This window comes from Arthrobacter bambusae, from assembly GCF_022606295.1.
Classification (GTDB): domain Bacteria; phylum Actinomycetota; class Actinomycetes; order Actinomycetales; family Micrococcaceae; genus Arthrobacter; species Arthrobacter bambusae_A.
Window position 1 is genome coordinate 25,896 of the sequence record NZ_JAHHZS010000031.1, and the last position, 25,493, is coordinate 51,388.

Genomic DNA, 25,493 nt, shown 5'->3' on the forward strand with positions numbered 1-25,493 from the left:
TGGACCATGATCTGGAGCCGGCCCGTTGGCTGGCTGTTGGACCATGTCCTGTACCGGACCGCGATCACGGGACGCTCCAATGTTCCCAAATCCGGCCCGGTCATTTTCGCGGGCAACCACATCAGCTTCCTGGACGGGCCGGTGATGTTCGGCGCGGCTCCACGGCCTATGCACATCCTGGTCAAGAAAGAGATGTTCAAGGGGTTCCTGGGAAAGGTGCTTCGTGCGTCGGGACAGATTTCCATCGACCGCACGGGCGACCGCTCGGCGCTCCAGCTCGGAAAGAAAGTGCTCGACGCCGGCCGTTGCGTGGGGATTCTCCCCGAAGGAACGCGGGGAGGCGGCACCGCCGGCAGCATCAGCAACGGCGTCGCATGGCTCGCGTTGATGTCCGGAGCCACAGTGATTCCCGTGGCCATCCTCGGAACGCGGATCGGAGACGAACACCGTGATCACATTCCGAGGCTGCGCCGCCAGCTGCAGGTCAGTTTCGGAGCCCCCTTCAATGTGACCCGCAGAAATGGCGAGTCGGGGCGTGTTTCAATGGACAGGGCGGCTGCGGAGATCCGCGCTGCGCTGGCTGGACACGTCCAGGATGCCGTCAAGACCACCGGTCAGTCCCTTCCGGGGGACTAATGCGCCGGCCCGCAGCCAATGCATCACCGCCAAGAAGAAGTAGCCGGGACGCCGGCAGATCACCACTAAGGAAAGTGCAATGAGCGATACGACTCACAAATCCGGCAACATCGGAGCCGGCGACGACGAATACACGCCCACCGGCACCGACCAGGTGGCTGAAAACCTCGCCGCCCTGGACGACGACGAAGCCGAACTCCGCGCGGCCTCCCTTCGCGCAGGCCTGGAAGACTACGACCTCGACGAGGACGACGCAGCCCTGCTGAGCGGACTCTACGACGACGAAGGCGAAGACGGCCCCCTCAAGCTTGACCCGGTCCTGGCCATCATTGGCCGCCCCAACGTCGGTAAGTCCACGCTGGTGAACCGCATCCTCGGCCGCCGCGAGGCCGTGGTCGAGGACACCCCCGGGGTTACCCGTGACCGTGTCATGTACTCGGCTCACTGGAACGGCCGCAACTTCACGCTGGTGGACACCGGTGGCTGGGAGCACGATGCCAGGGGCATCCACGCCCGCGTCGCCGAGCAGGCCGAGATGGCCGTGGAACTGGCTGACGCCGTTCTCTTCGTGGTGGACTCCGCCGTGGGCGCCACCGCCACGGACGAAGGCGTCATGAAGATGCTCCGCAAGTCGAAGAAGCCGGTCATCATGGTGGCCAACAAGGTTGACGACTTTGCGCAGGAAGCCGACTCGGCAACGCTTTGGGGGCTTGGCTTCGGCGAGCCGTACCCGGTCTCTGCCCTCCATGGCCGCGGCGTTGCCGACCTCCTGGACCACGTCATGGACACCCTGCCCGAGTTCTCCACCGTTGAAGGCGTCGAGCGCTCCGGTGGTCCACGCCGCATCGCCCTCATCGGCCGCCCGAACGTCGGCAAGTCCTCCTTGCTGAACAAGCTGGCCGGCTCCGAGCGCGTCGTCGTTGATCCCCTCGCCGGGACCACCCGCGACCCCGTGGACGAATTCATCGAACTCGGTGGCCGCACCTGGCGCTTCGTGGACACCGCAGGCATCCGCCGCCGCCAGCACATGGCCCAGGGCGCGGACTTCTACGCCTCCCTCCGTACGCAGGCCGCGCTCGAAAAGGCGGAGGTCGCCGTCGTGCTCCTGGCCGTCGACGAGGTGCTCAGCGAGCAGGATGTCCGCATCCTGCAGCTCGCCATCGAGTCCGGCCGCGCGCTGGTGCTCGCGTTCAACAAGTGGGACCTGCTCGACGACGAACGCCGCCGCTACCTTGAGCGGGAAATCGAGCAGGACCTGGCGCACGTTGAATGGGCTCCGCGCGTCAACATTTCCGCCAAGACCGGCTGGCACAAGGACCGCCTGGTGCCCGCACTGGACCTCGCCCTGGAGAGCTGGGACAAGCGCATCCCCACGGGTCGCTTGAATGCGTTCCTGGGCGAGCTCGTGGCTGCCCACCCGCACCCGGTACGCGGCGGCAAGCAGCCCCGCATCCTGTTCGGCACCCAGGCGTCCAGCCGTCCGCCGAAGTTCGTGCTCTTCACCACGGGCTTCCTGGACCCCGGATACCGCCGGTTCATCACCCGCCGGCTGCGCGAGACCTTCGGCTTCGACGGCACGCCGATCGAGGTCAACATGCGCGTCCGTGAAAAGCGCGGCAAGAAGCGTTAATTGAGACGCGCATCACAGATGACACCCGCCAAGGTGTCATTGGGGACCTCGAACATCGTGTAAGCTTTTTGAGGTGGTTCGGCCGGACTGCTTAGGTGAAAACCTAGGCGGAGAACGGCAGGACTGACGGGCTGTAGCGCAGCTTGGTAGCGCACTTGACTGGGGGTCAAGGGGTCGCAGGTTCAAATCCTGTCAGCCCGACCGCAAGGTATGGATAGCAAAGTCCCAGGAACGTAAACGTTCCTGGGACTTTGCGTTTAAGTGTTGGTGTGGCTTTGAGTGCGGGTTGGATTCTGCTCAATCATTCGAATGGATCTGCGGAATCACAGGACCGGGAACTTCGGCGAAGAGAGTGATCCAGCAGAATCGACGCCGTTCCCATGATTCTCCCGGCCTGACTCGCCTTCCTGACCTTGTTTGAAGGGCCCAGAGCTTTGAAATGACGTGACTCGCCGTGTCGTAAGCGATTTCCCAAACCAAAGAAGGTCAGGAAGGCGCTCACTCGTCTTGAGTCAGTCATCAGGGCGAAGAGTCTGGGCGAGCGAAGATATATGCTGACGACCAGCCATCCCAGGACGAGGCCCCATGTAGGCAACTGCACGGTTCATGCACCAACTTTCGAAGTCTTGGGCATTGGCAATATATGGCCGACATGTGGCCTCTCAGTGGTCAAACCCAAGAATTAAGTGGTCTGCAGTTCCAATCTACGTGTTCAATTCCGCGAGATCTCGGGGTTCCTGCCGGCCGTTTCCGTGTGCCCGGGTCCTCGTCTCCGTGTTGGACCGCCCCCAACTATCATTGGACGGTGAGCGAAACACTTCCCCCTTGCCCCGAATGCGCCAGCGAATACACCTACGAGATGGGTGCCTTGCTGGTCTGCCCCGAATGCGCGCACGAATGGGCGCCGGCGGCTTCTGACGAAGCGGAAGCCGAGTCAACGGAGATCAAGGACGCCGTGGGCAACGTCCTCTCAGACGGGGATACCGTGACGATGGTCAAGGACCTCAAGGTCAAGGGGAGCGCCACGGCCATCAAGGTCGGCACCAAGGTCCGCAACATCCGCCTCGTGAACGGCGTGGGGGATCACGATATCGACTGCAAGGTGGACGGATTCGGACCCATGCAGCTCAAGTCAAGCGTGGTCAAGAAGGTCTAACGCCCTCAAGCCCCCTGCAACGCCCCCAACGCCTTCACCAGGGGCTCAAGCTCGGGCACCGATTCTGCGGCCGTCAGGGACTCCGCGAGGGTTTCGTCATGCACGGGCCTGGCGGCCAGCAACAGCTTCTGGCCGGCCTCGGTGAGTTCCGTGTAGATCCCTCGCCGGTCGTCGGCGCACAGGATCCTGGCCAGCAGCCCCCGGTCTTCGAGCCGGTTCACCAAGCGCGTCGTGGCGCTGCTGGAAAGCGCCGTGGCCCTGGCGAGCTGCTGCATCCGCATGTGCCAGCCGTCCTGGCGGCTCAGCGCGTCCAGCACCGTGTACTCGACTACGGAAAGATCCGCGGCGGACTGCAACGCCTTCTCCAGTGCTGCCACGATGTTGCCGTGCAGCGCCGCGAGAGTCCGCCACCCCTGCGCCCGCACCTCAACGGCGTCGTCCTTGATGCCCATGTCTCCTGTAACTCCTGCCGATTGATGAAGAAACCAGACGCACGCAAAAGTAGTTGCTTGCGCAATTACATGGCGTGTGCAACTATATATGCAGCGTCTGCAACTAATATTCTACGGTTCTCGGCGACGCACTTCCAGTCTCACGGGAATCCATCCCCACAAAGGAGCAACAACATGCCCGCAGGGTTGATCGCCCTTGCCCTCGGCGGATTCGGCATTGGCTTGACCGAATTCGTCATCATGGGCCTCTTGCCAGAAATTGCCACCGACTTCGGAGTCAGCGAAGCGGCCGCCGGATGGTTCATCACCGGCTATGCGCTGAGCGTCGTGGTCGGCGCCCTCCTGGTTACGGCGGCCGTCACCCGCTTGCCCCGCAAGCCTGTGCTGATCGGGCTCCTCGTCCTGTTCATAGCGGGCAATTTCCTGTCCGCCATCGCGGACAGCTACCAGGCAATGCTGATCGGACGCATTGTCGCAGCGCTCTGCCATGGAGCCTTCTTCGGCATCGGCTCAGTGGTCGCGGCAGGCCTTGTCCCGGCCCACAAAAAGGCGGGAGCCATTGCCATCATGTTCACGGGCCTCACCGCCGCGAACGTGCTGGGAGTGCCCTTCGGAACCTTCCTTGGCCAGAACCTCGGCTGGCGATCCACCTTCTGGGCCATCACGATCATCGGCGTCGTCGCCCTCATCGGCATCGCCCTCATGGTCCCGCGCACTAACGAAGGGGCAGTCGCCAGCAGCCTCCGCAGCGAGCTCGGAGCGTTCAAGTCCGGCCAGGTCTGGCTGTCGATTATCGTCACAATTCTCGGATTCGGCGGCATGTTCGGTGCCTTCACCTACATTGCCTTCACCCTGACCGACGTCTCCGGGTTCGATCCCCGCGCCGTCCCGTGGCTGCTGGTCCTGTTTGGCGCCGGGCTGTTCGTCGGCAACATCGCCGGCGGCAAAGCGGCCGACAAATCCATCGACAAAACGCTCACTGTCATCCTCGCGGGGCTGGTGCTCGTGCTCGTGTTCTTCGGACTCACCGCCGCGAGCCCGGTGGCCACCCTGTTCTCGCTGGCACTCATGGGCGGATTCGGCTTCGCCACCGTTCCGGGACTGCAGATGCGCGTCATGCACTTTGCCGCCACCGCACCCACCCTCGCCTCCGGCGCGAATATCGGCGCCTTCAACCTGGGCAACGCCCTCGGCGCCTGGCTGGGCGGCATCACCATCACCATGGGCCTGGGGTACACCTCGCCGATCTGGGCCGGTGCCGCCATCACCGTAGCGGCCCTGCTCGTCATGATTGCCGCCGCGGCAGCCGCCCGGCGCGGGGGAGCGGAGCAGCCAGCTTCCGCGCAGCAAGCAGCCCCCGACGTCGTACGCGAACCTGAGGAGGCGCCGGTCGCCTAGCGAAAAGCAGGTCCCTCAGGATCAGTCTTCGCCCGAACGGCGTTTGGCCAGGATCTCGCCGTTGGTCTGGCACGTAGGGCAGTACTGCAGCGAAGTCCCCACGAAGGCAACCTCGCGCACAGTGTCCCCGCAGGCCGGGCAAGGCTCGCCGGTCCTGCCATGCACGCTCATCGAGGCTTTCTTGGCCGCCTTCAGGTCTTCCGGTTTCTTGCCCGACAGCCCCCTGATGGCACCCGTGAGAATGTCCTGCATCGTGGTGAAGAGACGCTTAAGTGCGTCCGGGTCCAACGAAGAAGCGTGGGCAACGGGAGAGAGCTTCGCCGCATGGAGGATTTCGTCACTGTAGGCGTTCCCGATACCCGCCATAAGCTTCTGGTTCTTCAGGATTCCCTTGATCTGCTGCCGGTGCGTGAAAAGCCGGCTGAACTCGTCCAGGCCGAAGGCGGGGTCAAGGGGATCCGGCCCAAGCTCGGCAATGCCATGGACTTCCTCCGGCTCGCGAACGATGAAGATGGCCAATCCCTTCCACGTTCCGGTGTCGGTAAGCGTGATGCCAAAATCGCTGCCATCGTTGGAAAAGTCCAACTGCGCCGCGAAATATCCGCCCACAGCAGGCGCTTCGTCTCCGGGCTTCTTGTCCGAGAAGGTGAGCCAGCCGGACTTCGCGAAACTGACGATCACGTAGAGGGCCTCTGCAAAGCCTCCGCTGTCCGGAGCCTCGGGAGCGATCTCGAAAACGAGGAATTTGCCCCGCCGTCCGACGGATTCGACGGTCCGCCCGACCAGGGATTCGTGGGGAACATCCGCTACTTTCAGCGGAAACGCCGATGGTAGCAATACCTGCGTGAGCTGGGCCCCGGCCAGCTTCTCGTCCAGAAAGTCGCCCAGGGCAGTGATTTCGGGCAGTTCCGGCATGATCGCGCTCCTTCGACGGCGGTGCAGGAATATGCGTCTGGAGTCTGCTTCCAATCATTCCAGACACCTGTGGGGAGGGGGCATGGATGTGCTTATACTTTCAGCGGTGGCCGGATGACCGGGCCGCCGTCGTGGTCCGAAATGTCCCGATGAAAGGCGACTCATGAGCAACATTCCTGCCGATCTTTCCTACACCGCCGAACATGAATGGGTCAGCGCCCCGAATGCAGACGGCGTCGTGCGCGTCGGCATCACGGACTTCGCCCAGGATGCCCTCGGCGATGTCGTCTATGCCCAGCTTCCCGAGCCCGGCACTACTGTGAAGGGCAACGACGTCGTGGGTGAAGTGGAATCCACGAAGAGCGTGAGCGATATATACGCCCCGGTCAGCGGCGAAATTGTCTCCCGCAACGAGGCTCTCGACACCGACTCTGCCCTGATCAACTCGGATCCCTACGGTGACGGCTGGCTGTTCGAAGTAAAGCTTTCGGAAGCTGACGCCATCGAGACCCTTCTCAGTGCATCAGAGTACGAACAACAGGTAGGCTAAATGGTATCTGGCCCGCCAAGTCGGTTCTCCCCGGAACAGGGGAGCGACGGCGGCGGGCCAGCGACCTGTTTGGCCCGGGGGAACCGGGCAGTTGCGTAACCGGCAGTTGGTGACAACGGCCGGCGGATGAGGAGGAATTCCATGGTTGGCGGTAAGCGGAACCACGCCCGGGACGAGCACGGTGCTGTAGGACAGCCAACCTCGGAGACCACCTCGATCCAGCTCACCCCGGTGCGCCATCACGAGCCGGATGACCGCCCGCCGCTGGCTGCCGAAGAACGCGCCGCGGTGCAGGCATTGCCTCCTGGCTCGGCCTTGCTCATTGCCCACACCGGCCCCAATGCTGGTGCGCGGTTCCTCCTGGACTCGGACACCACCACTGCCGGCCGACACCCGGATGCGGACATCTTCCTGGATGACGTGACGGTTTCGCGCAAGCACGTGGAGTTCGTACGCACCCCCGAGGGCTTCGAAGTCGTCGACACCGGCAGCCTCAACGGCACCTATGTCAACCAGGACCGGGTGGACAACGTGCTGCTCAAGAACGGCAGCGAGGTTCAGATCGGCAAGTTCCGCCTCACCTACTACCTGAGCCCTGCCCGCGCAGCAGGCCAAGACTGATTCCGGGTACGCCTGTGGCACTGCCCCAGCCGGAACGGCGAGGACCGCAGGTCCTCAACATCGGAGAGGTCCTCGCGCAACTCAGCGACGACTTTCCTACCATGACGGCGTCCAAGATCCGTTTTCTTGAGGAAAAGGGACTGATCAATCCGAAGCGCACGCCCGCCGGTTACCGGCAATACGCCGAAAGCGACGTCGAACGCCTGCGCTTCGTGCTGTCCCTCCAGCGTGACCAGTACCTGCCCCTCAAAGTCATCAAGGACTACCTCGACGCGATCGACCGTGGAGAGCGCCCCGAAAACCTCCCGCCGGGGGTGTCGGTTTCCCCCCGTATTGTCTCGGACGAACTCGCGGCCGAGCTGCAGGGCCGCGCACGTGCCCTGAGCGAGGAACAGCTGCGGACGGAATCCGGCGCCAGCGTTCCGCTCCTGCAGTCACTCCTCAGTTATGGGCTCATCAACCACGTCAACGGCAAATTCGACGAACACGCCCTCCAGGTGGCGCGCGCGTGTGTCCAACTTGAAAGCCACGGACTTGAACCGCGGCACCTCCGTCCCTTCCAGGCGGCAGCCGAGCGCGAGTTCGGCTTGGTGGAACGGGTTGTCGCTCCCTTGACGTCCCGCAAGGATGCGGCATCGCAATCCCGGGCTGCCGAAGCCGCCCGGGAAATCAGCGAACTCTGCCTCAGCCTGCATCGAGCTTTGGTGCAGGACCGTATCTCCCGTATGGATGCATGATGATTGAGGTCGAGATCGTTGGAGTGCGGATTGAACTGCCTTCAAACCAGCCCTTGGTCCTCTTGCGTGAGATGCACGGGGAACGCCATGTTCCCATTTGGATCGGCACGCCCGAAGCCAGCGCCATCGCCCTGGCTCAACAAGGCGTGGTGCCGCCCCGGCCCATGACCCACGATTTGATGATCGACGTCGTGGAGGCGCTCGGCCACACGATCATCAGCGTGAACATCGTGGCGGTCGAGGACAACATCTTCTACGGCCAGCTCCAGTTCGACGACGGCACTGTGGTGAGTTCCCGCGCTTCCGACGCGCTGGCGCTTGCGTTGCGGGCGAAATGCCGCATCTGGTGCGCCGACGCCGTGATGGACGAAGCCGGCGTCCGGATCACGGAACACGACGAAGGCGAAGACGCCGAACCGGGTCCCGAAGTCGACGAAGAGCGGGAATTGCGCCGATTCCGGGAGTTCCTGGACGATGTGGAGCCTGAGGATTTCGAAGGCTGAAGGCAGCCTAAGGTTAAAGTGGAGGATGAAAGTTTCGACACGATCCGAAAAGGGCCCGGACGTCTTTGACCTGAGGCCCCGGCACGCCTAACGTCGAAGATATCAAGTTCCCGTTGCGTACAGGACCCGCGCAGGTCACACTGAAAGGTGCGGACGCGTTGAAATTACACGAGTGCATTTCCCCTTTTCGTGTTGCCCCCGTATGCACCATCCCCAAGGGAACTTCTGACAAGGAGGGTCACGTGAGTCCCAAAGGCGAAGCAGGCGAGCTAAAGCAGGCCTCGACAGGCGTTGCTGTACCCGCAAGCGGTGCCCAGGGTCTGCTTTTCACCGAGGACCTTCCGGTCCTGGACGAAGATGCCGGCTACCGTGGCCCCACCGCGTGCAAGGCGGCAGGGATTACCTACCGTCAGCTGGACTACTGGGCACGTACTGGACTTGTTGAACCCGCAGTGCGGGGCGCCGCCGGTTCCGGATCGCAGCGCCTGTATGGCTTCCGGGACATCCTGGTACTCAAGGTCGTCAAGCGCCTCCTCGATACAGGTGTGTCCCTTCAGCAGATCCGCACGGCCGTTGAACATTTGCGCGAACGGGGAGTGGAAGACCTGGCGCAGATCACGCTCATGAGCGACGGCGCGAGCGTCTATGAATGTACTTCAGCGGACGAAGTCATTGACCTGGTGCAGGGCGGCCAGGGCGTATTCGGCATCGCGGTAGGCCGCGTGTGGCGCGAAGTCGAGGGCAGCCTTGCCGCCCTTCCGAGCGAACACGCCGCAGAACAGTCATTTCCGGACGACGAACTCAGTAAGCGCCGCTCCGCGCGCCGGACGGGCTGAACCGCCGTCGGGTTTGCCGCCAGCGGCCACAGAAGATGCCACTGAAGGCCAATGGAGCCGCCTTCCAACAGGAAGGCGGCTCCATTGGCTTTTCTCGACGATCGATGATCTCGAAAGGGCGGCTTCTGCCCCGAGGACTCCCGTCAGCGTTTGCGGCGGTCCCGCGTGCCGTTGTGGGAGGACAACATATTCGCCAGAAGCGTGTCGAACAGCTTGGCGGTGTTCTTGGCGGAGTCGCCCGGCCAGTGGTGAACTGCGTGGGCGGCCCCCTGGATTTGCTGCCAGTTGGCCTGCTCCGGAATGTGCGGTGCCAGCAGGAGCTCGCCGAACATGGATTCCATCTCGGCGAGGCGGAAGGTGTGCTCGGACGAGGCGGGACGGACGCGGTTGGCAACGATCCCTGCCGGGGCCAGCTGGGGGGCGAACTCCTGGCGGAACAGTTGGATGGCGCGCATGGTGCGTTCCGTGCCGGCTACCGAGAAGAGCCCCGGCTCGGCGACGAGGACCACGCGGTCACTCGCGGTCCAGGCCATGCGTGTGAGGCCGTTGAGGGACGGCGGACAGTCCACGAGTACCAGCTCGTACTTTTCGGCCGCGGCAAGGACTGCCGTCAGGCGGCGGAGATCGCGGCGCCCAAGGTCCGGCCGATCGTAGATTCCGGTGTACGCGGATCCGACGGCGACATCAAGGGCCGTCCCTCCGCCATTGCCGCGGGGGTGGTCAACCCAGCCGCTGCTGACCACGTTGTCCAAGAGCCTCGCCTTGCGGGGGTTCTTCAGCATGCGGCCAATGTCGAGTTGCTCGCCGGCCTGGACGCCGAGGGCCGTGGTGGCGTCCGCGTGGGGATCCAGGTCCACGACAAGGGTGGGGATCCCTGCGGCCAATGCGGCCGAGGCTAGCCCAGTGGTTACGGATGTCTTGCCCACGCCGCCTTTGAGGCTGCTGATGCTGACTACTTGCACTTGAAAACCCAAAACCTAACGCCGGTTGCCGTGTCGCGGTGCTTGTGTTCCGGCCTTGCCGGAACCGGGGCTCTGCCGCTGCCCTTCAACATCATATGTTGAGTGGCCGCCGTTTCCTGCCTTATCGGCCCGGAACGGCTTGGGCCGTCCGAAGTCGATCGCCTTTTAGCACGTGAAACTGCATCGTGCGCGAAGGTACACTGCTCGTGACGAATTCCCGTGTGACAGTCACCACAAAGATTTGTGTTTGGGTATGGAGGTCTTACACACTGTGACCACCGACCGTTACACCCGCAATGATGCAGGAGAAGCATGTTTTCCAAGATTCTGGTGGCTAATCGCGGCGAAATCGCGATCAGGGCCTTCCGCGCCGGCTACGAACTCGGCGCCAAGACCGTAGCGGTCTTCCCGTATGAGGATCGCAATTCGATCCACCGTCAGAAGGCTGATGAGGCCTATCTGATTGGCAAGGAGGGTCATCCGGTCCGCGCTTACCTGGACGTGGATGAAATCGTCCGGGTCGCCAAGGAAGCGGGTGCGGACGCAATCTACCCGGGCTACGGATTCCTGTCGGAAAACCCTGACCTCGCCCGGGCAGCCCAAGAGGCGGGCATCACGTTTGTCGGCCCTCCGGCGGAGGTGCTTGAGCTCGCGGGCAACAAGGTCGCCGCTCTCGAGGCCGCCCGCAAGGCCGGCGTGCCGGTCTTGAAGTCGAGTGCGCCGTCCCGTGACATCGACGAGCTCATCGCCGCGGCGGACGAGGTCGGATTCCCGATCTTCGCCAAGGCCGTCGCCGGTGGCGGCGGCCGCGGCATGCGCCGGGTGGAGACCCGCGAGGACCTTCCGGAAGCCCTCCAGTCGGCCATGCGCGAGGCGGACGCCGCGTTCGGCGATCCCACCATGTTCCTGGAGCAGGCCGTGCTGCGTCCCCGTCACATCGAGGTACAGATCCTGGCGGACGCCGAGGGCAATGTCATGCATCTCTTCGAGCGCGACTGTTCCCTGCAGCGCCGCCACCAGAAAGTCGTGGAAATCGCTCCGGCTCCCAACCTGGACGAGTCAATCCGCCAGGCCCTCTACCGGGATGCTGTGGCTTTCGCCAAGGCCCTGAACTACGTCAACGCCGGAACGGTCGAGTTCCTCGTGGACACCGAGGGCGAACGGGCCGGCCAGCACGTCTTCATCGAGATGAACCCGCGCATCCAGGTTGAGCACACGGTCACCGAGGAAATCACGGACGTGGACCTCGTCCAGGCGCAGATGCGCATTGCCTCGGGCGAGACACTCGCAGACCTCGGCTTGAGCCAGGAGTCGGTATCCATCAAGGGCGCCGCCCTGCAGTGCCGCATCACCACGGAAGATCCCGCCAATGGCTTCCGGCCCGACGTCGGAAAGATCACCGGCTACCGTTCGGCCGGCGGCGCCGGTGTCCGTCTCGACGGCGGCACGGTCTACTCCGGTGCCGAGATCAGCCCGCACTTCGACTCCATGTTGGTCAAGCTGACCTGCCGCGGACGCGACTACCCGGCCGCAGTGGCCCGTGCCCGGCGCGGTCTGGCAGAGTTCCGGATCCGTGGCGTGTCCACCAACATCCCCTTCCTCCAGGCCGTCCTCGCGGACCCCGACTTCATTGCCGGCAACGTGGCGACCGACTTCATCGACAAACGTCCTGAACTGCTGAAGTCCCACGTCTCCGCGGACCGCGGAACCAAGCTGCTGACCTGGTTGGCCGACGTGACGGTCAACAAGCCCAACGGCGAACTCAAAGTCCACACGGATCCCGCGGCCAAGCTCCCTTCGGTTGCAGGGATCGTTGCACCGGCCGGTTCGCGCCAGAAGCTGCAGGAGCTTGGTCCCGTTGGCTTTGCGAAGGCGCTGCGCGAACAGACCGCCGTCGCCGTCACCGACACAACATTCCGCGACGCGCACCAGTCGCTGCTCGCCACCCGTGTCCGTACCCGCGACCTCGTCGCGGCCGGCCCTGCGGTCTCCGCGCTGCTGCCCGAGCTGCTGTCGGTCGAAGCCTGGGGCGGCGCCACCTACGACGTCGCCCTGCGCTTCCTCGGCGAGGATCCCTGGGACCGGCTGGCCGCCCTGCGCAAGGCCCTGCCCAATGTCTGCCTGCAGATGCTGCTGCGTGGCCGCAACACGGTCGGGTACACGCCCTACCCGGAGGAAGTCACCGAGGCATTCGTCAACGAGGCCGCGGCAACGGGCATCGACATCTTCCGCATCTTCGACGCCCTCAACGACGTCAACCAGATGGCTCCTGCCATCCGCGCCGTGCGGGCCACCGGCACCGCGGTAGCTGAGGTGGCACTCTGCTACACCGGCGATCTCCTCGACCCGGACGAGACCCTGTACACCCTCGACTACTACCTGGACCTCGCCCAGAAGATCGTCGACGCCGGTGCGCACATCCTCGCCATCAAGGACATGGCCGGGCTGCTTCGCCCGGCGGCGGCAGCCAAGCTTGTCAGCGCCTTGCGCGAACGCTTCGACCTGCCTGTCCACCTGCACACCCACGACACCGCAGGCGGCCAACTGGCCACCTTGCTGGCGGCTGTGGACGCCGGCGTGGACGCCGTCGACGTCGCGTCAGCGTCCCTGGCGGGTACCACGAGCCAGCCGTCGGCGTCGGCCCTCGTGGCCGCATTGGCACACACGCCGCGCGATACCGGGCTCAGCCTGGCCAGCGTGAGCTCCATGGAGCCCTATTGGGAGGCGGTCCGGCGGGTCTACGCACCGTTCGAATCCGGGCTTCCCGGTCCTACGGGCCGGGTCTACCAGCACGAAATCCCGGGCGGCCAGCTGTCCAACCTGCGCCAGCAGGCCATCGCGCTCGGCCTTGGCGAGCGTTTCGAGGCCATCGAGGACATGTACACCGCCGCGGACCGTATTCTGGGCCGTTTGGTGAAGGTCACGCCATCGTCCAAGGTGGTCGGTGATCTCGCCCTGCACCTCGTGGGAATCCATGCGGATCCTGCGGACTTCAACGAGAACCCGCAGAACTACGACATCCCGGACTCCGTCATCGGCTTCCTGTCGGGTGAACTGGGAGATCCTCCCGGAGGATGGCCGGAGCCGTTCCGCACCAAGGCGCTCCAGGGCCGCAGCATCAAGGTCCGCGACGTCGAATTGAGCCCCGAAGACAGCGCGGCGCTCAAGGGTGATTCGAAGACCCGCCAGAGGACACTGAACCGGTTGCTGTTCGCGGGCCCCACCAAGGACTACCTCAAGAGCGTGGATACCTACGGCAACCTGTCGGTGCTCGATACCCGCGACTACCTCTACGGTCTCCAGCTCGGTACCGAACACGTCATGGAGCTCGAAAAGGGCGTGCGCCTGATCGCTTCCCTGGAAGCAGTCTCGGAGCCTGACGAAAAGGGCATGCGCACCGTCATGTGCAAGCTCAACGGCCAGTCCCGCCCCGTGGTGGTCCGCGACAAGTCCGTCGTCAGCAACGTGAAGGCGGCGGAGAAGGCGGATGCGTCCCAGCCCGGCCAGGTCGCAGCGCCGTTCGCCGGCGCCGTGACGCTGACCGTCAAAGCCGGGGACACCGTCAAGGCCGGCGACACCGTCGCCACTATCGAGGCAATGAAGATGGAGGCGTCCATCACGACGCCGGTGGCCGGCACGGTCTCGCGCCTCGCCATCAACAACGTGGAGCAGGTCCAGGGCGGCGATCTGCTGATCGTGGTCGAATAGCGGCCCGCTCCTCCGCGGAGCACACATGAAGGAAGGTCCCGGGCTAAAGCCCGGGACCTTCCTTCATTGCTTTGACCGATGCGTCGCGTGCGGCGTCAGGACGCCTTGGGCGCCGAGTACATTTCCTCGATCACGGCGTCGAAGTCCTTCATGACCTGGGCGCGCTTGACCTTCAGCGACGGCGTGAGGTGGCCGGAAGCCTCGGTGAAGTCGGACGGCACGATCCGGAACGACTTGATGGCCTCCGCATGCGAGACGGACTGATTCGCGTGGCTGATCAATTCCTGGACCGCCGCCCGGACAAGGGCGTTGTCCGCGGCAGCGGTCGTCGTCGTGGATGAGGGAAGGCCATGGCGCTCCAGCCAGCCGGGCAGGGCTTCCTCGTCGAGGGTGACCAGCGCGCCGATGAAGGGCCGGTTGTCGCCGATGACGAGGACTTGGGACACCAGCGCGTCCGCGCGGATCTGGTCCTCCAGCAGGGCGGGCACCACGTTCTTGCCGCTGGCGGTGACGATGATTTCCTTCTTGCGGCCGGTGATCTTCAGGAACCCCTGTTCATCCAGTTCGCCGATGTCACCCGTGCGGAACCAGCCGTCCACGAAGGTTTCCGCGGCAAGGTCATCCCGCTTGAAGTAGCCCCTCATGACGCAGACGCCCTTGGCGAGGATTTCGCCGTCGTCGGCGATCCTGACCGCATTGCCGGGGAGCGGCGCCCCCACCGTGCCGATCTTGATCAGGGACGGGGTGTTGACTGATATGGGCGCCGTGGTCTCCGTGAGGCCGTAGCCTTCCAGGATCTGCAGGCCGATACCGTGGAAGAAATGGCCCAGCCGTTCGCCGAGCGGGCCACCGCCGGAGACGGCGTGGCTGACATGGCCACCCATGGCAGCGCGAAGCTTCCCGTACACCAAACGGTCGAAGACTGCGTGCTTGAGCCTGAGCACCAAGCCGACGGATCCCGACTGCTGCGCCTTCGAGTAGGCGATCGCGGTGTCCACGGCCTTGTGGAAGATGGCACCCTTGCCACCGTCCTCTGCCTTGGTGAGGGCCGAGTTGAAGACCTTCTCGAAGACGCGGGGGACAGCCAGGATGAAGGAGGGCTGGAAGCTCTGCAGGTCCGCCAAGAGGTTCTTGATATCGGGCGTGTGCGCCACTTGGGCCCCTGCCGCGACGGCCAGGACCGAGATGAAACGGGCAAAGACGTGGGCCAGCGGAAGGAACATGATGGTCTTGGCGTTCTCGTTGACGACGTTCCCGAGGGAGGCCAAGGCGTTCTCCGAGAGTTCCACGAAGTTGCCGTGCGTGAGTTCGCAACCCTTCGGGCGGCCTGTGGTGCCCGAGGTGTAGATGATCGTGGCGACGTCGGCCAGTTCCGCGCTGCTGCGGCGCGCCTCGAGTTCCTCGTCGCTGACGGCGCTGCCGGAGTTGCGGAGTGCGTCTAGGCCGGCGCCTTCGAGCTGCCAGACATGGGCGACTGAGCCGAGGCCTTCTCCGGTAACGGCCTGCCGGATCACGTCTTCGTGGTGCGGGGACTCGGCGAATGCGGCCACCGCGCCGGAGTCGCCGAGGTTCCAGGCCACTTGCGACGGCGACGACGTTTCATAGATCGGCACGGAAATGCCGCCGGCAAACCAGATGGCGAAGTCCACGAGGGACCACTCGTAGCGGGTCCTGGACATGATGCCCACGCGGTCGCCCACGCTGACGCCGTTGGCGATCAGTCCCTTGGCGAGTGCCGACACGTCCTTGAGGAAGTCCGTTGCCCGGATATCCTGCCATTGGCCGGCGCTGTTGAGCTTGGCAAACAGTGCCGGGTTGGACGCCTTGGCGGCCTGACGAACCACGAGGTCCGTGATGTTGGTTTCGGGGGCAACATTCACCAGGGGCGGAACACTGAATTCACGCACGATAGCTCCTTCGATATCAACAGACCATTGCGGGGCTGCTCTAACTCTATACGGCCAAGTAATGGGTGTGTCGCAATTCACGATACTCAAGTTACTGATGAGTAACTTTACGTGAAGCGTGGAATTCCGCCAATGCGGGCGTGTGAACGTTCCCTCCGCGCAGCGTCCATGTCAGTACATATGCGGCACGCGGAATAGGATGGCGACATGCCCTTGAATTCATCCAACGACCAGATCCCGGCAAGAGTCCGGAAGATTTCCTGGTCCGGTTCGAACGCAACCGGCCGGCGCGCCGGCTCCACACACGGAGGCCTTCGTTGGGAATCGGTGCCGTGGGCCGCGCGCCGTTCCCATCTCGGCCGCAGGGGCTTGGCGATCGGCATCGACATCGGCGGCACGAAGGTGGCAGCCGGAGTTGTGGATCCCTCGGGCCGCGTGGTCGAAGAAGCGTGGCGCTCCACGCCGGGCAATGACGCCCGGGCAGTAGAGCAAGTGATCGTCGAGCTTGTCCAGGAATTGGGTAGGAGCCAACGCATAGCCTCCGTGGGGATCGGCGCCGCCGGCTGGATGGACCTCGACGGCGGCACGGTGCTTTTCAGCCCGCATCTCGCCTGGCGAAACGAGCCGTTGCGTGAAAACCTGCAGCACCTGTTGAGGCGCCCGGTACTCGTCACCAACGACGCCGACGCCGCTGCCTGGGCCGAATGGCGCTTCGGAGCGGGGCAAGGGGAGAGCCGCCTCGTCTGCATCACGCTCGGCACGGGCATCGGTGGCGCCATGGTCATGGACGGACGGGTGGAGCGTGGACGGTTCGGCGTAGCGGGGGAGTTCGGCCACCAGATCGTGGTGCCCGGCGGCCATCGCTGTGAATGCGGCAACCGGGGCTGCTGGGAGCAATATGCTTCCGGTAATGCGCTCGGCAGGGAAGCCCGGGAGCTTGCCCTGCGGAATTCACCGGTTGCCTTCGAATTGCTCAAGGCTGCCGGGGGCTCTGCCGGGAACATCTCCGGCGTAACCGTGACGGAGCGGGCAAAAGCCGGGGACTCCGCGTCGAGGGAGCTCCTGGAAGAAGTGGGGCACTGGCTCGGGCTTGGCCTTGCAAACCTCGCGGCTGCGCTTGACCCAGGAACATTTGTGATCGGCGGCGGGCTGTGCGACGCCGGTGAGCTTCTTGTCGGCCCCGCGCGGACAGCCTTCGCCCGGAACCTCACGGGCCGCGGCTTCCGTCCCGTGGCCGCCATCAAGCTTGCCGCACTCGGACCGCGGGCCGGGATGATCGGTGCCGCCGACCTGTCAAGGGTCAGCGGCCGGGCACGCGGCTAGCAGGCCCCAGCCGCGAGGGTATGGGCAGGGGGGGAGTCCGCTCAGCCGCGAGGGATGCGCAGGGCGGCAGTCCGCTCAGACGCGTGCGCCGTCGTCGTTCTCGTCTTTTTCCTGGGGCAGCTTCATGATGAGGTACACAACGGAGGCCAGGAAGGTTGCCAGGATGCCCATCACAGCCAGGAGCGGTGCCGAGCGCCAGAACATCGCGGTGAACAGCAGGGCAAGCGGGCCGCCCACGGCTCCGAGCCAAGCGAGCATGGTCAGCGGTTCGGTGCCGGCCAGGCTCGGCGGCTCCTCCGGGACGAAGCCGTTTTCGTCGTCGACGTCGTAGTCGCGCGGACCGGCAGCTCCGCTGCCCCCGGATTCTTCAGCAGCGCCCCTTTTGGACAACCCGAGGGGATCGAAGTCCTGGAAGGAACGGGACGACGACCGGCCAGGAACGTCCTGCGGACCCGGACCCGTACCCGTCTCGGTTCCGGAATCGCTCGCTGACGTCTCCGCCGTCGGCGCTTCGTCGAGCGCCGAGGAAGGCATCGACTCAAGCCGGGCCACCAGATCGAGCCAGACGGCGTCGTCGTCCTTGTTGGCGCTCTGGTCGGGGGAATCGGGCCCCGGCCTATTCATGGGGTGAATCCCGGAGCTCGGTGCCGGACTGGCCAGCGGGGGCGGAACTGCTTGCCACTCCCGCCATTGTCTTCCTGATGAACTCGGCCGATCCCCGGAAAATCTCCGGAGCATCATTGTCCAGCGTAGCCACGTGGTAGCTGTTCTCCAGGGTGCTGAACTCCATCGGAGCCGTGACCCGCTCCTTCAACTGCCTGATGCTTCGATCCGAAACCACGTGGTCCACGGAGGAACGGAAGACGCGCACCGGCTCGGAAATCCGGGGCAGCAGGGTGACGGTGTCCTTGTACATCTTTTTCAACTCATGCGCGGCGGCAACCGGTGTCCTGGGGTACGCTCCTTCATCCATGCCCGGTTTGAGGATGTCGTTGGCGATGGCAGGGGTGGATTTCATCACGTGCTTGAGGATGCCGACCACGGCGGCGCGCGGGTCGTCGATCACCAGTCCCGGATTGACGACGACGGTGCCGGCCACGGGCCGCGTGGCCGCGATCCGCAGGGCCAGTGTTCCCCCCATCGACAGGCCGGCGGCGAAGACGAAGTCACACTCGGCCTGAAGCTCGAGATAAGCGGCATCCACCGCATGGTGCCACTCCTGCCAGTGCCTCGTTGCCATGTCCTGCCACGTTGTCCCATGGCCTGGAAGCAGCGGGAGGCGGACCGCGTAGCCCTCCGCGGCCAGATACTCCGCCCAAGGGCGCATGCTGTGCGGACTGCCCGTGAAGCCGTGGCTCATCACGACGCCGATGCTGGGTCCACTACCGGTGAAGTCGCTGGCGTACGGCGAGGGATCGGGGAGAGTTTTCATAATGACTCCGAGGCTACTGAAGTTGGCGGCACTGCTTTCCGTGATGAGTCCATCGTGTCACTGTTCGGGACATTTCTCACTGGAGTAGGGTGGCTTCTGAATGCGGACCGGCACCGTCCGGACGCCTTGCAGACGCCGCCCCGGAGAGGAACCAACGTGTTCTATTGGGTCATGAAGCGGATCTTTTTGGGTCCGCTTCTCAAATTGCTGTTCCGTCCCTGGGTCAAGGGCCTCGACAATGTTCCCCACGATGGTCCCGCGATTCTCGCTTCCAATCATTTGTCCTTTTCGGACTCGATCTTCATGCCGGTGATGGTGCCCCGGCGCGTGAGTTTCCTTGCCAAGTCCGAGTACTTTACGGGCACCGGTCTCAAAGGAAGGCTTACGGCCTTGTTCTTCCGGCTCACCAACCAGTTGCCGATGGACCGTTCGGGCGGTGCCGCGTCCGAGCTGTCCTTGCAGGCCGGCAGGGACGTCCTGGCCGACGGCGGACTGCTGGGCATCTACCCCGAGGGCACCCGCAGTCCCGACGCCAGGCTCTACCGGGGCAAGGTCGGGGTCGCGAAACTTGCACTCCAGACCCGGGTGCCCGTTGTTCCCGTGGCGATGATCGGCACTGAGAAGGTCCAGCCCATCGGCAAACGTTTGCCCAATATCCGCCGGATCGGGATCATTTTCGGTCAACCGATGGACTTCAGCCGGTATTACGGCCAGGAGGAAGACCATTCCGTGCAACGCGCCGTGACCGACGAAATCATGTACGAACTCATGCGGCTCTCCGGTCAGGAATACGTGGACGAGTACGCCGCCGTCGTCAAGCAGCGGCTCGCCGGGCAGCTTCCGGAGCCGGCCGGCGGGTCAGAAGGGAATCCACGCGACGGCGGTGAAAAGGGGAGGCGGCTCCCCGGCAACGGTTCGGGGCCGGACGGCGACGGCGCGGTGGCCGGGAAAGTGTGACGGCGGTGGAATAAGGGTTACGGAAGCCGTGCCCCGAACAGCGGGCAAGGCAACTAGTCTTGGAGAGTGACTGAGCTATCCGCGAACCCCGCACCGTCCGTGACGAGCCCCTTGACCAGTTCCCTGGGCAGCCCCCTGACCAGCACCGCGCAAAGCGGCGCGGCAAACTATCCCGGCTTGGACGATTGGCGCCAGCTGCCTATCTCGCAGCAACCCACCTGGACCGACAGGGGTGTCTTCGATGCCTCAGTCAAAGAACTCTCCGTGCTTCCGCCGCTGGTCTTCGCTGGCGAAGTGGACGTATTGCGCGAGCGTTTGGCGGCTGCGGCCCAGGGCAAGGCATTCCTGTTGCAGGGCGGCGACTGCGCCGAGACTTTCGAGGACGCGACGGCGGACAAGATCAGTGCCCGGGTCCGCACCATCCTGCAGATGGCCGTTGTCCTAACCTATGGTGCGGCCATGCCCGTCATCAAGATGGGCCGCATGGCCGGACAGTTCGCCAAGCCCCGTTCGTCGAACGACGAAACCCGCGACGGCGTGACCTTGCCCGCCTATCGCGGCGACATCGTCAACGGCTACGAATTCACCCCGGAATCCCGAGCCCACGATGCCAGCCGCATGCTGAAGGCCTACCACACCTCGGCTTCCACGCTGAACCTCATCCGCGCCTTCACGCAGGGTGGTTTCGCCGATCTTCGCCTGGTGCACCTCTGGAACAAGGGCTTCACCGAAAACCCCGCCCATGCGCGCTACGAGTCCCTGGCACGGGACATCGACCGAGCCATCAAATTCATGGCATCCTGCGGTGCCGATTTCGAAGCACTCAAGCGCGTGGAGTTCTTCGCGAGCCACGAGGCATTGTTGCTCGACTACGAGCGGGCCCTGACCCGCATTGACTCCCGCACCGGGCTTCCGTACGACACCTCAGGGCATTTCCTCTGGATCGGTGAGCGCACGCGCGAGCTCGACCATGCGCATGTCGATTTCCTGTCCCGCGTGCGCAATCCCATCGGCGTCAAGCTCGGTCCCGGGACCTCGGGAGACGACGCGCTGCGGCTCATTGACAAGCTGGACCCGAACCGCGAGCCTGGCCGCCTCACCTTCATCACCCGGATGGGCTCCAAGAACATCCGCGAGAAGCTGCCCGCCGTCGTCGAGAAGGTCACTGCCTCGGGCGCCCAGGTTCTCTGGGTCACGGACCCGATGCACGGGAACACGGTCACCTCGCCCAACGGGTACAAGACCCGCAACTTCGACGACGTCGTGGATGAAGTCCGCGGCTTCTTCGAAGTTCACCACGCCCTCGGCACGGTACCGGGTGGCCTGCACATGGAAATGACCGGCGACGACGTCGCGGAATGCCTTGGTGGCGCCGATCCCATTGACCAGGACGCCTTCCTGGACCGCTACGAGTCGGTGTGCGACCCCCGCCTGAACCACATGCAGTCGCTCGAAATGGCATTCCTCGTAGCCGGGGCGCTCACCAATCGGTAGTCCAGACGTGCACGGCAGACAGGAAAGGCGATCCGGAATATTCCGGATCGCCTTTCCTGTCTGCGCGTGTCCTACACCACTGTCAAGGTGATGACGGTACCCTCCGGCGCATCGCTGTCCACAGGGTTCTGGTCACGGACGGTCCCGAAGAAGCCACCCAGGATGTTGTTGACCTTGACGTCGAATCCGAGCGACTCCAGGGCTTTGCGGGCGGCGTCTGCCTGCTTGCCGATGAAGTTGGGGACATGCACCATTTTCGGGCCCTTGGACAGGGTCAACGTGACAGAGTCACCCCGGACCAAAGTGCCGTTGGCGGGGCTCTGGCTGACCACGGCGCCTGCGGGGACCTTCTTGTCATTGACGGGTTCCGGCGCAATTTTCGCGGTCAATCCAGCGTCGCTGATCGCCTGGACGGCTTGTTGCTGGTTCATGCCGCGGACGTCGGGAACGGGGAGGGGCTGCGGTCCCTTGGAGACCACGAGCGCCACCGGGGTACCGTGGCGGACTGCGGTGTCCTGGGGCGGGGACTGGGAGATGATCGAGCCTGACGGCACTTTGTCGTCATACTGCCCGGTGACTTGGCCGAGTGTCATTCCGGCCACGCCCAGGGCATTCTTGGCCTGGTCGAGTGTCAATCCCGACATCGAAGCAAGCGGAAACAACTGTGGGCCCTTCGAGACGAAAAGAGACACCGCTTGGAACTTCCGGACCACCTGGCCGGACGCGGGCTCCGTTCCAACTGCCAACCCGGCTGTGACGTCGTCGTCGTACACATCCTTGGGCTCGGATTGGAAGCCGGCGGTTCTCAGCAGTTGCTGTGCCTCCGCCACTGTCTTGTTCTTGGTGTCCGGAATGGTTCCGGGCGAGCCGGGCCCCATCCCGAAGAACCAGCCTGCCGCAGTGGCCAGTATCGCCAGGACAATCACGACAATCGTCCAGATCACCGCCCGGCGGCGCGGATTGCCTTCGCGCAAAGTGCGCGACGGCGTGGCCGCGGCCCGGACGCGGTCCTTCTCTTCCTGGCGCGCCATCCGTTTGACGTCGCGTTTGTTCGCCGGGGCTTCGTCCGGCGCCGCGGGCTCCCGGTCCTGCGGCACCTGGATGTCGAAAGCCGTGGCGCCGGGGGAGAACCGCGACGGCGGAAGCACCGTGGTTGGATTGCGCTGGCTGGAGATGATCTCCGTCGGACGGCCGATCCGTTCGAGGGGCTCCGTGCGTTCGGCGTGGAAAGGCGCGACGACGGCGGTTGCCCCGGCCGCTTCCTGATGGCCTTCCGGAATTGCCGCCTTGGCAGCCGGCGGGTTGATGTCCAGTTGCGCGTCGCTCAACGTTGTACGGATATGCCGCAGTTCCGACAGGAGTGCCGAACCGTCCACAGGCCGCTCTTCGGGTTCCTTCGCGGTGCACCACTGGACGAGTTCGTCCACGTCCGCGGCAAGTCCGGGCACAGCGAGCGACGGCGGAGCGACGGCCGAATTGACGTGCTGGTAGGCAACCTGGATGGGAACCTCGCCCGCGTAGGGTTGGCCACCGGTCAGCATTTCGTAAAGCATGATGCCTGTGGAGTAGATGTCGCTCCGGGCGTCGGCGGGCTTGCCGAGGACGAGCTCGGGAGCCAAATACGCGACGGTGCCGATCAGGGCACCGGTGCTGGTTGTCGCGGTGACCGCCCGGGCCAGGCCGAAATCGCCCACTTTGATGCGGCCGTCGTCGGCGATGAGGACATTCTCCGGCTTCACGTCGCGGTGGATCAGCCCCGCCGAGTGGGCCGCGGCCAGCCCTTCGATGACGGGATCGATCAGTGCGAAGGCCAGCCGGGGCGGAAGCGCTGCCTTCTCGTTGAGGACGTCCCGCAGGGTGTGGCCCTTGATGTACTCCATGACGATGTAGGCAATGTGGCCGTCCTGTCCCTGGTCGAGGACTCCGACGACGTGCGGGTGGGAAAGGCTGGCCGCGGCCCGGGCCTCGCGTTGCAGGCGGTCCAGGAAGTTCTGGTCGTTGGCCAGGTGCGGATGCAGCACTTTGAGCGCCACGTCGCGATCGAGCCGCTCGTCGGTGGCGAGATAGACGGTTGACATTCCGCCGCCTGCCAGGCGCGACCGCACCAGGTAGCGCCCGTCCACGAGGGATCCGAGGAGATGGTCCGAAACTTGTTCCTGCACCCTACGATCCTAGTTGAGCAAAAACACGGGCCCGAATCGACATGCGATCCGGGCCCGGGTTATGCGATGTGGTTTAGTTGAAGTTCTTCTTCAGGGCCAGGATCGAGGCGACGTAGGCCTTGGTGTCGTCGTACATGCCGTGCTTGCTCACCGAGTACTGGCCCTGGTAATAGCCTGCGATGGCAGTGGGCAGGTCCTTGCTCGTGTTGACGAGGGCCCGGATGATGGCGACGCCGGCGGTCACATTGTCATACGGGTCCAGGATGTTGAGCTTGCGGCCCACTAACTCGGAAGCCCACTCGCCGGAGGAGGGAATAACCTGCATCGTGCCGATGGCGTTGGCGGGAGAGACCGCCCGCTGGTTGAAGCCGGACTCCTGGTAGGCGAATGCCATGGCCAACGACGGGTCCACTCCCATCCGACGAGCAGTGTCAGCCACGATGCCCTTCATCTGGGCGGTGCTGGGGACCGGGGACGCATTGAGCAGGGCCTTGTTCGCGTTGGCTGAACTGACCACAGCGTCCGGGTACCGGTAGCCCAGGAATGTGCTCGGGACCAACGGGGTGCTGACGGGAGCAGGGGCCGGTGCGGCAGGAGCGCCCGGAATGGCGAGCTTCTGCCCCGGATAGATGATGGTGTTCATCGACAGCTTGTTGGCCGACAGCAGCGATGACAGGGACACGCCAAGGCGGTTCGCGATGCCGCCCAGGGTGTCTCCCGATTTGATGGTGTACGAGCCGGTGTTGGCAAGCGCAGGTGCCGCCGGCGCCGCAGGGCGGGCCGGTGCCGCCGGGGCCGGTGCCGCCGGAGCCGGTGCGCTCGTTCCCGCGCTCACCTTGATCTTCTGTCCCGGGTAGATGATGGAGCGGCCGTTGAGGCCGTTCCAATTGAAGACGTCGGACAGCGCGACGCCGTGGCGGGCGGCAATGCCGCCCAGGGTGTCCCCTGGGACCACCGTGTAGCTGGCAGCCGACGACGGCGCCGGGCTGGGTGCCGGCCTGGGCGCGGGCGCCGGCGCGCTTGGAGCAGCCCCGGAACCGGACAACTTGATCTGCTGTCCCGGGTAGATGATGGTGTTGGCCGAGAGCCCATTGAGCTGCAGGACGGTGTTGGTGTTCAACCCGTAGCGGGCCGCGATGCCGCTGATGGTATCGCCCCGGACGATGGTGTAGGTGGCCGGAACCGCGGGTGCCATGGGCTGCATGGCGGCCGGAATGGTCGCAGCAACCGCAGACGCGGGAATGACGTTCGCAGGCACGGCCGACGCCTGAGCCTGGGCCTGGATGGCCGCAGCCAATGATGCGGGGATCTTCTGGGTTTGTACCGCCGGAAGCGCGGTTGCCGGCTGGGCGAGCGCCAGTGAAGAGAGCATGACGGCGGGCAGCGCCGCTGTGGTGGCCGCAATTATGGGCATGCTCGTTGTCTTCTTGGGCGAGCGGGGCGTCGTCATGGGAGCAATCCTCATCTCAGCAGCGGACGTTGGGAATGCCGCTGTTGCCAGTGTTACTAAAGTGAGTAGTGATGCAAATGTGATCAATGTGAATCTCTCACATTTTTCGATTCCGCACAAGAAATCACTGCGCATTCGATTCTTGGGCAATTCGAAGGCACTAATTCGGCCCCTGCTGCCCGTCTGGCTAGGCGCAAAGCGCGAGGGCGTGGCAATCTTGATCCGTGAGTAATGTAGAAAGCCTCGTTTCCGAATGGCTGCCGCTGCCCGATGTGGCAGAGCTGCTGAACGTTTCAATCACCAAGGTCCACGGTCTTCTGGATGAGCGTGCAGTGGTGGCTGTGAGAGTGGGCGAACGCAATATCCGTTCGATTCCTGCCCTCTTTATCCAGGACGGTCATGTGGTGGATAGCCTGAAAGGCACCATCGCAGTGCTTGGCGATGCCGGGTACACGGATGAGGAGCTCATTGTGTGGCTTTTCACTCCGGATGAGTCGCTGCGTGGCCGCCCTGTCGATGCGCTCCGCGAAGGTCGCAAAACTGAAATCCGACGCAGGGCCCAATCGCTGGCCTGGTAAGGGAATCCTGCCTTAAATACAGTGGTGGGGGGGGGGGGGGGGGGGGGGGGGGGGGGGGGGGGGGGGGGGGGTGTGGGGGGGGGGGG

At 64.4% G+C, this 25,493-nt stretch carries 22 protein-coding genes, 1 tRNA gene and 1 pseudogene; 16 read left to right on the forward strand and 8 right to left on the reverse strand.

The features are described 5' to 3' along the window. Nucleotides 1–6 precede the first annotated feature (6 nt). From KNN17_RS17815 to KNN17_RS17830, 4 genes and pseudogenes are all read left to right on the forward strand, one after another. Nucleotides 7–705, forward strand: a pseudogene (locus tag KNN17_RS17815) (lysophospholipid acyltransferase family protein). Between the two features lie 10 nt (nt 706–715). Continuing rightward, nucleotides 716–2,266: a ribosome biogenesis GTPase Der gene (gene der, locus KNN17_RS17820; protein WP_078105603.1), complete on the forward strand. Its 1,551-nt coding sequence runs from the start codon at nt 716–718 to the stop codon at nt 2,264–2,266. A gap of 127 nt (nt 2,267–2,393) precedes the next feature. After that, nucleotides 2,394–2,467 (forward strand) — tRNA-Pro (locus tag KNN17_RS17825). Between the two features lie 604 nt (nt 2,468–3,071). Then, entirely contained in the window at nt 3,072–3,422 is a 351-nt protein-coding gene (locus KNN17_RS17830; RefSeq protein WP_241710261.1) for a zinc ribbon domain-containing protein YjdM, read from the forward strand. Between the two features lie 5 nt (nt 3,423–3,427). Here KNN17_RS17830 and KNN17_RS17835 read toward each other — a convergent pair whose 3' ends face one another. Continuing rightward, entirely contained in the window at nt 3,428–3,874 is a 447-nt protein-coding gene (locus KNN17_RS17835; RefSeq protein ID WP_241710262.1) for a MarR family winged helix-turn-helix transcriptional regulator, read from the reverse strand. A 174-nt stretch (nt 3,875–4,048) separates the two neighbouring features. Here KNN17_RS17835 and KNN17_RS17840 point away from each other — a divergent pair, with 174 nt between their 5' ends. Further along, a complete protein-coding gene (locus KNN17_RS17840) occupies nt 4,049–5,272 on the forward strand; it encodes an MFS transporter (RefSeq protein ID WP_241710263.1) in 1,224 nt (407 codons plus the stop codon). Between the two features lie 21 nt (nt 5,273–5,293). Here KNN17_RS17840 and KNN17_RS17845 read toward each other — a convergent pair whose 3' ends face one another. Continuing rightward, the gene (locus KNN17_RS17845) at nt 5,294–6,187 is read right to left on the reverse strand and encodes a DNA-formamidopyrimidine glycosylase family protein (RefSeq protein ID WP_241710264.1); all 894 of its coding nucleotides are present in this window, start codon (nt 6,185–6,187) and stop codon (nt 5,294–5,296) included. 163 nt (nt 6,188–6,350) lie between these two features. On the opposite strand from KNN17_RS17845, the gene gcvH reads away from it, so the two are divergent. The 5 genes from gcvH to KNN17_RS17870 all read left to right on the forward strand — a co-directional run bounded on the left by gcvH (nt 6,351) and on the right by KNN17_RS17870 (nt 9,434). Then, nucleotides 6,351–6,737 carry a glycine cleavage system protein GcvH gene (gene gcvH, locus KNN17_RS17850; RefSeq protein ID WP_078105597.1) on the forward strand — a complete coding sequence of 129 codons (387 nt, stop codon included), beginning with the start codon at nt 6,351–6,353 and terminating at the stop codon, nt 6,735–6,737. Nucleotides 6,738–6,878: 141 nt separating this feature from the next. Next, a complete protein-coding gene (locus tag KNN17_RS17855) occupies nt 6,879–7,358 on the forward strand; it encodes an FHA domain-containing protein (protein ID WP_241710265.1) in 480 nt (159 codons plus the stop codon). Nucleotides 7,359–7,378: 20 nt separating this feature from the next. Further along, nucleotides 7,379–8,095 (forward strand): transcriptional regulator FtsR, encoded by a 717-nt coding sequence (gene ftsR / locus KNN17_RS17860; RefSeq protein WP_241710275.1) that lies wholly within the window; start codon nt 7,379–7,381, stop codon nt 8,093–8,095. Then, nucleotides 8,095–8,598, forward strand: a complete 504-nt coding sequence (locus KNN17_RS17865; protein WP_078105595.1) for a bifunctional nuclease family protein — start codon at nt 8,095–8,097, stop codon at nt 8,596–8,598. The genes ftsR and KNN17_RS17865 overlap by 1 nt, the downstream gene beginning before the upstream one ends. 242 nt (nt 8,599–8,840) lie before the next feature. Beyond that, a complete protein-coding gene (locus KNN17_RS17870) occupies nt 8,841–9,434 on the forward strand; it encodes a MerR family transcriptional regulator (protein ID WP_078105594.1) in 594 nt (197 codons plus the stop codon). A gap of 143 nt (nt 9,435–9,577) precedes the next feature. On the opposite strand, the gene KNN17_RS17875 is transcribed toward KNN17_RS17870, so the two are convergent. Next, a complete protein-coding gene (locus KNN17_RS17875; RefSeq protein WP_078105593.1) occupies nt 9,578–10,396 on the reverse strand; it encodes a ParA family protein in 819 nt (272 codons plus the stop codon). A gap of 312 nt (nt 10,397–10,708) precedes the next feature. On the opposite strand from KNN17_RS17875, the gene KNN17_RS17880 reads away from it, so the two are divergent. Beyond that, the gene (locus KNN17_RS17880; RefSeq protein ID WP_241710266.1) at nt 10,709–14,104 is read left to right on the forward strand and encodes a pyruvate carboxylase; all 3,396 of its coding nucleotides are present in this window, start codon (nt 10,709–10,711) and stop codon (nt 14,102–14,104) included. A 95-nt stretch (nt 14,105–14,199) separates the two neighbouring features. Here the strand turns inward: KNN17_RS17880 and KNN17_RS17885 are convergent, their stop codons facing one another. Further along, on the reverse strand, nt 14,200–16,011 hold the full coding sequence (locus tag KNN17_RS17885) for an AMP-dependent synthetase/ligase (RefSeq protein ID WP_241710267.1): 1,812 nt from the start codon (nt 16,009–16,011) through the stop codon (nt 14,200–14,202). A gap of 207 nt (nt 16,012–16,218) precedes the next feature. On the opposite strand from KNN17_RS17885, the gene KNN17_RS17890 reads away from it, so the two are divergent. After that, entirely contained in the window at nt 16,219–17,334 is a 1,116-nt protein-coding gene (locus tag KNN17_RS17890; RefSeq protein ID WP_241710268.1) for an ROK family glucokinase, read from the forward strand. A gap of 75 nt (nt 17,335–17,409) precedes the next feature. Here KNN17_RS17890 and KNN17_RS17895 read toward each other — a convergent pair whose 3' ends face one another. Further along, nucleotides 17,410–17,958 carry a hypothetical protein gene (locus KNN17_RS17895; protein ID WP_241710269.1) on the reverse strand — a complete coding sequence of 183 codons (549 nt, stop codon included), beginning with the start codon at nt 17,956–17,958 and terminating at the stop codon, nt 17,410–17,412. Further along, a complete protein-coding gene (locus KNN17_RS17900; protein ID WP_241710270.1) occupies nt 17,951–18,766 on the reverse strand; it encodes an alpha/beta hydrolase in 816 nt (271 codons plus the stop codon). Before KNN17_RS17900 ends, KNN17_RS17895 begins: the two co-directional genes overlap by 8 nt. A 156-nt stretch (nt 18,767–18,922) precedes the next feature. On the opposite strand from KNN17_RS17900, the gene KNN17_RS17905 reads away from it, so the two are divergent. Both KNN17_RS17905 and KNN17_RS17910 read left to right on the forward strand, forming a co-directional pair. Then, nucleotides 18,923–19,723 carry a lysophospholipid acyltransferase family protein gene (locus tag KNN17_RS17905; RefSeq protein WP_241710271.1) on the forward strand — a complete coding sequence of 267 codons (801 nt, stop codon included), beginning with the start codon at nt 18,923–18,925 and terminating at the stop codon, nt 19,721–19,723. A 66-nt stretch (nt 19,724–19,789) separates the two neighbouring features. Next, nucleotides 19,790–21,217, forward strand: a complete 1,428-nt coding sequence (locus KNN17_RS17910; protein ID WP_372489697.1) for a class II 3-deoxy-7-phosphoheptulonate synthase — start codon at nt 19,790–19,792, stop codon at nt 21,215–21,217. A 71-nt stretch (nt 21,218–21,288) separates the two neighbouring features. Here the strand turns inward: KNN17_RS17910 and pknB are convergent, their stop codons facing one another. Both pknB and KNN17_RS17920 read right to left on the reverse strand, forming a co-directional pair. Next, complete coding sequence (gene pknB, locus KNN17_RS17915; RefSeq protein WP_241710272.1) at nt 21,289–23,379, reverse strand: Stk1 family PASTA domain-containing Ser/Thr kinase; 2,091 nt, start codon at nt 23,377–23,379, stop codon at nt 21,289–21,291. Nucleotides 23,380–23,452: 73 nt separating this feature from the next. Next, complete coding sequence (locus KNN17_RS17920; RefSeq protein ID WP_241710273.1) at nt 23,453–24,829, reverse strand: lytic transglycosylase domain-containing protein; 1,377 nt, start codon at nt 24,827–24,829, stop codon at nt 23,453–23,455. Here KNN17_RS17920 and KNN17_RS17925 point away from each other — a divergent pair. Together KNN17_RS17925 and KNN17_RS17930 are read left to right on the forward strand one after the other, a co-directional pair. Then, entirely contained in the window at nt 24,786–25,061 is a 276-nt protein-coding gene (locus KNN17_RS17925) for a hypothetical protein (protein WP_241710277.1), read from the forward strand. The two genes, KNN17_RS17920 and KNN17_RS17925, sit on opposite strands and share 44 nt — an antisense overlap. Further along, nucleotides 25,054–25,407 (forward strand): Rv2175c family DNA-binding protein, encoded by a 354-nt coding sequence (locus tag KNN17_RS17930; protein WP_059389151.1) that lies wholly within the window; start codon nt 25,054–25,056, stop codon nt 25,405–25,407. Before KNN17_RS17925 ends, KNN17_RS17930 begins: the two co-directional genes overlap by 8 nt. The last annotated feature ends 86 nt before the right edge of the window (nt 25,408–25,493 follow it).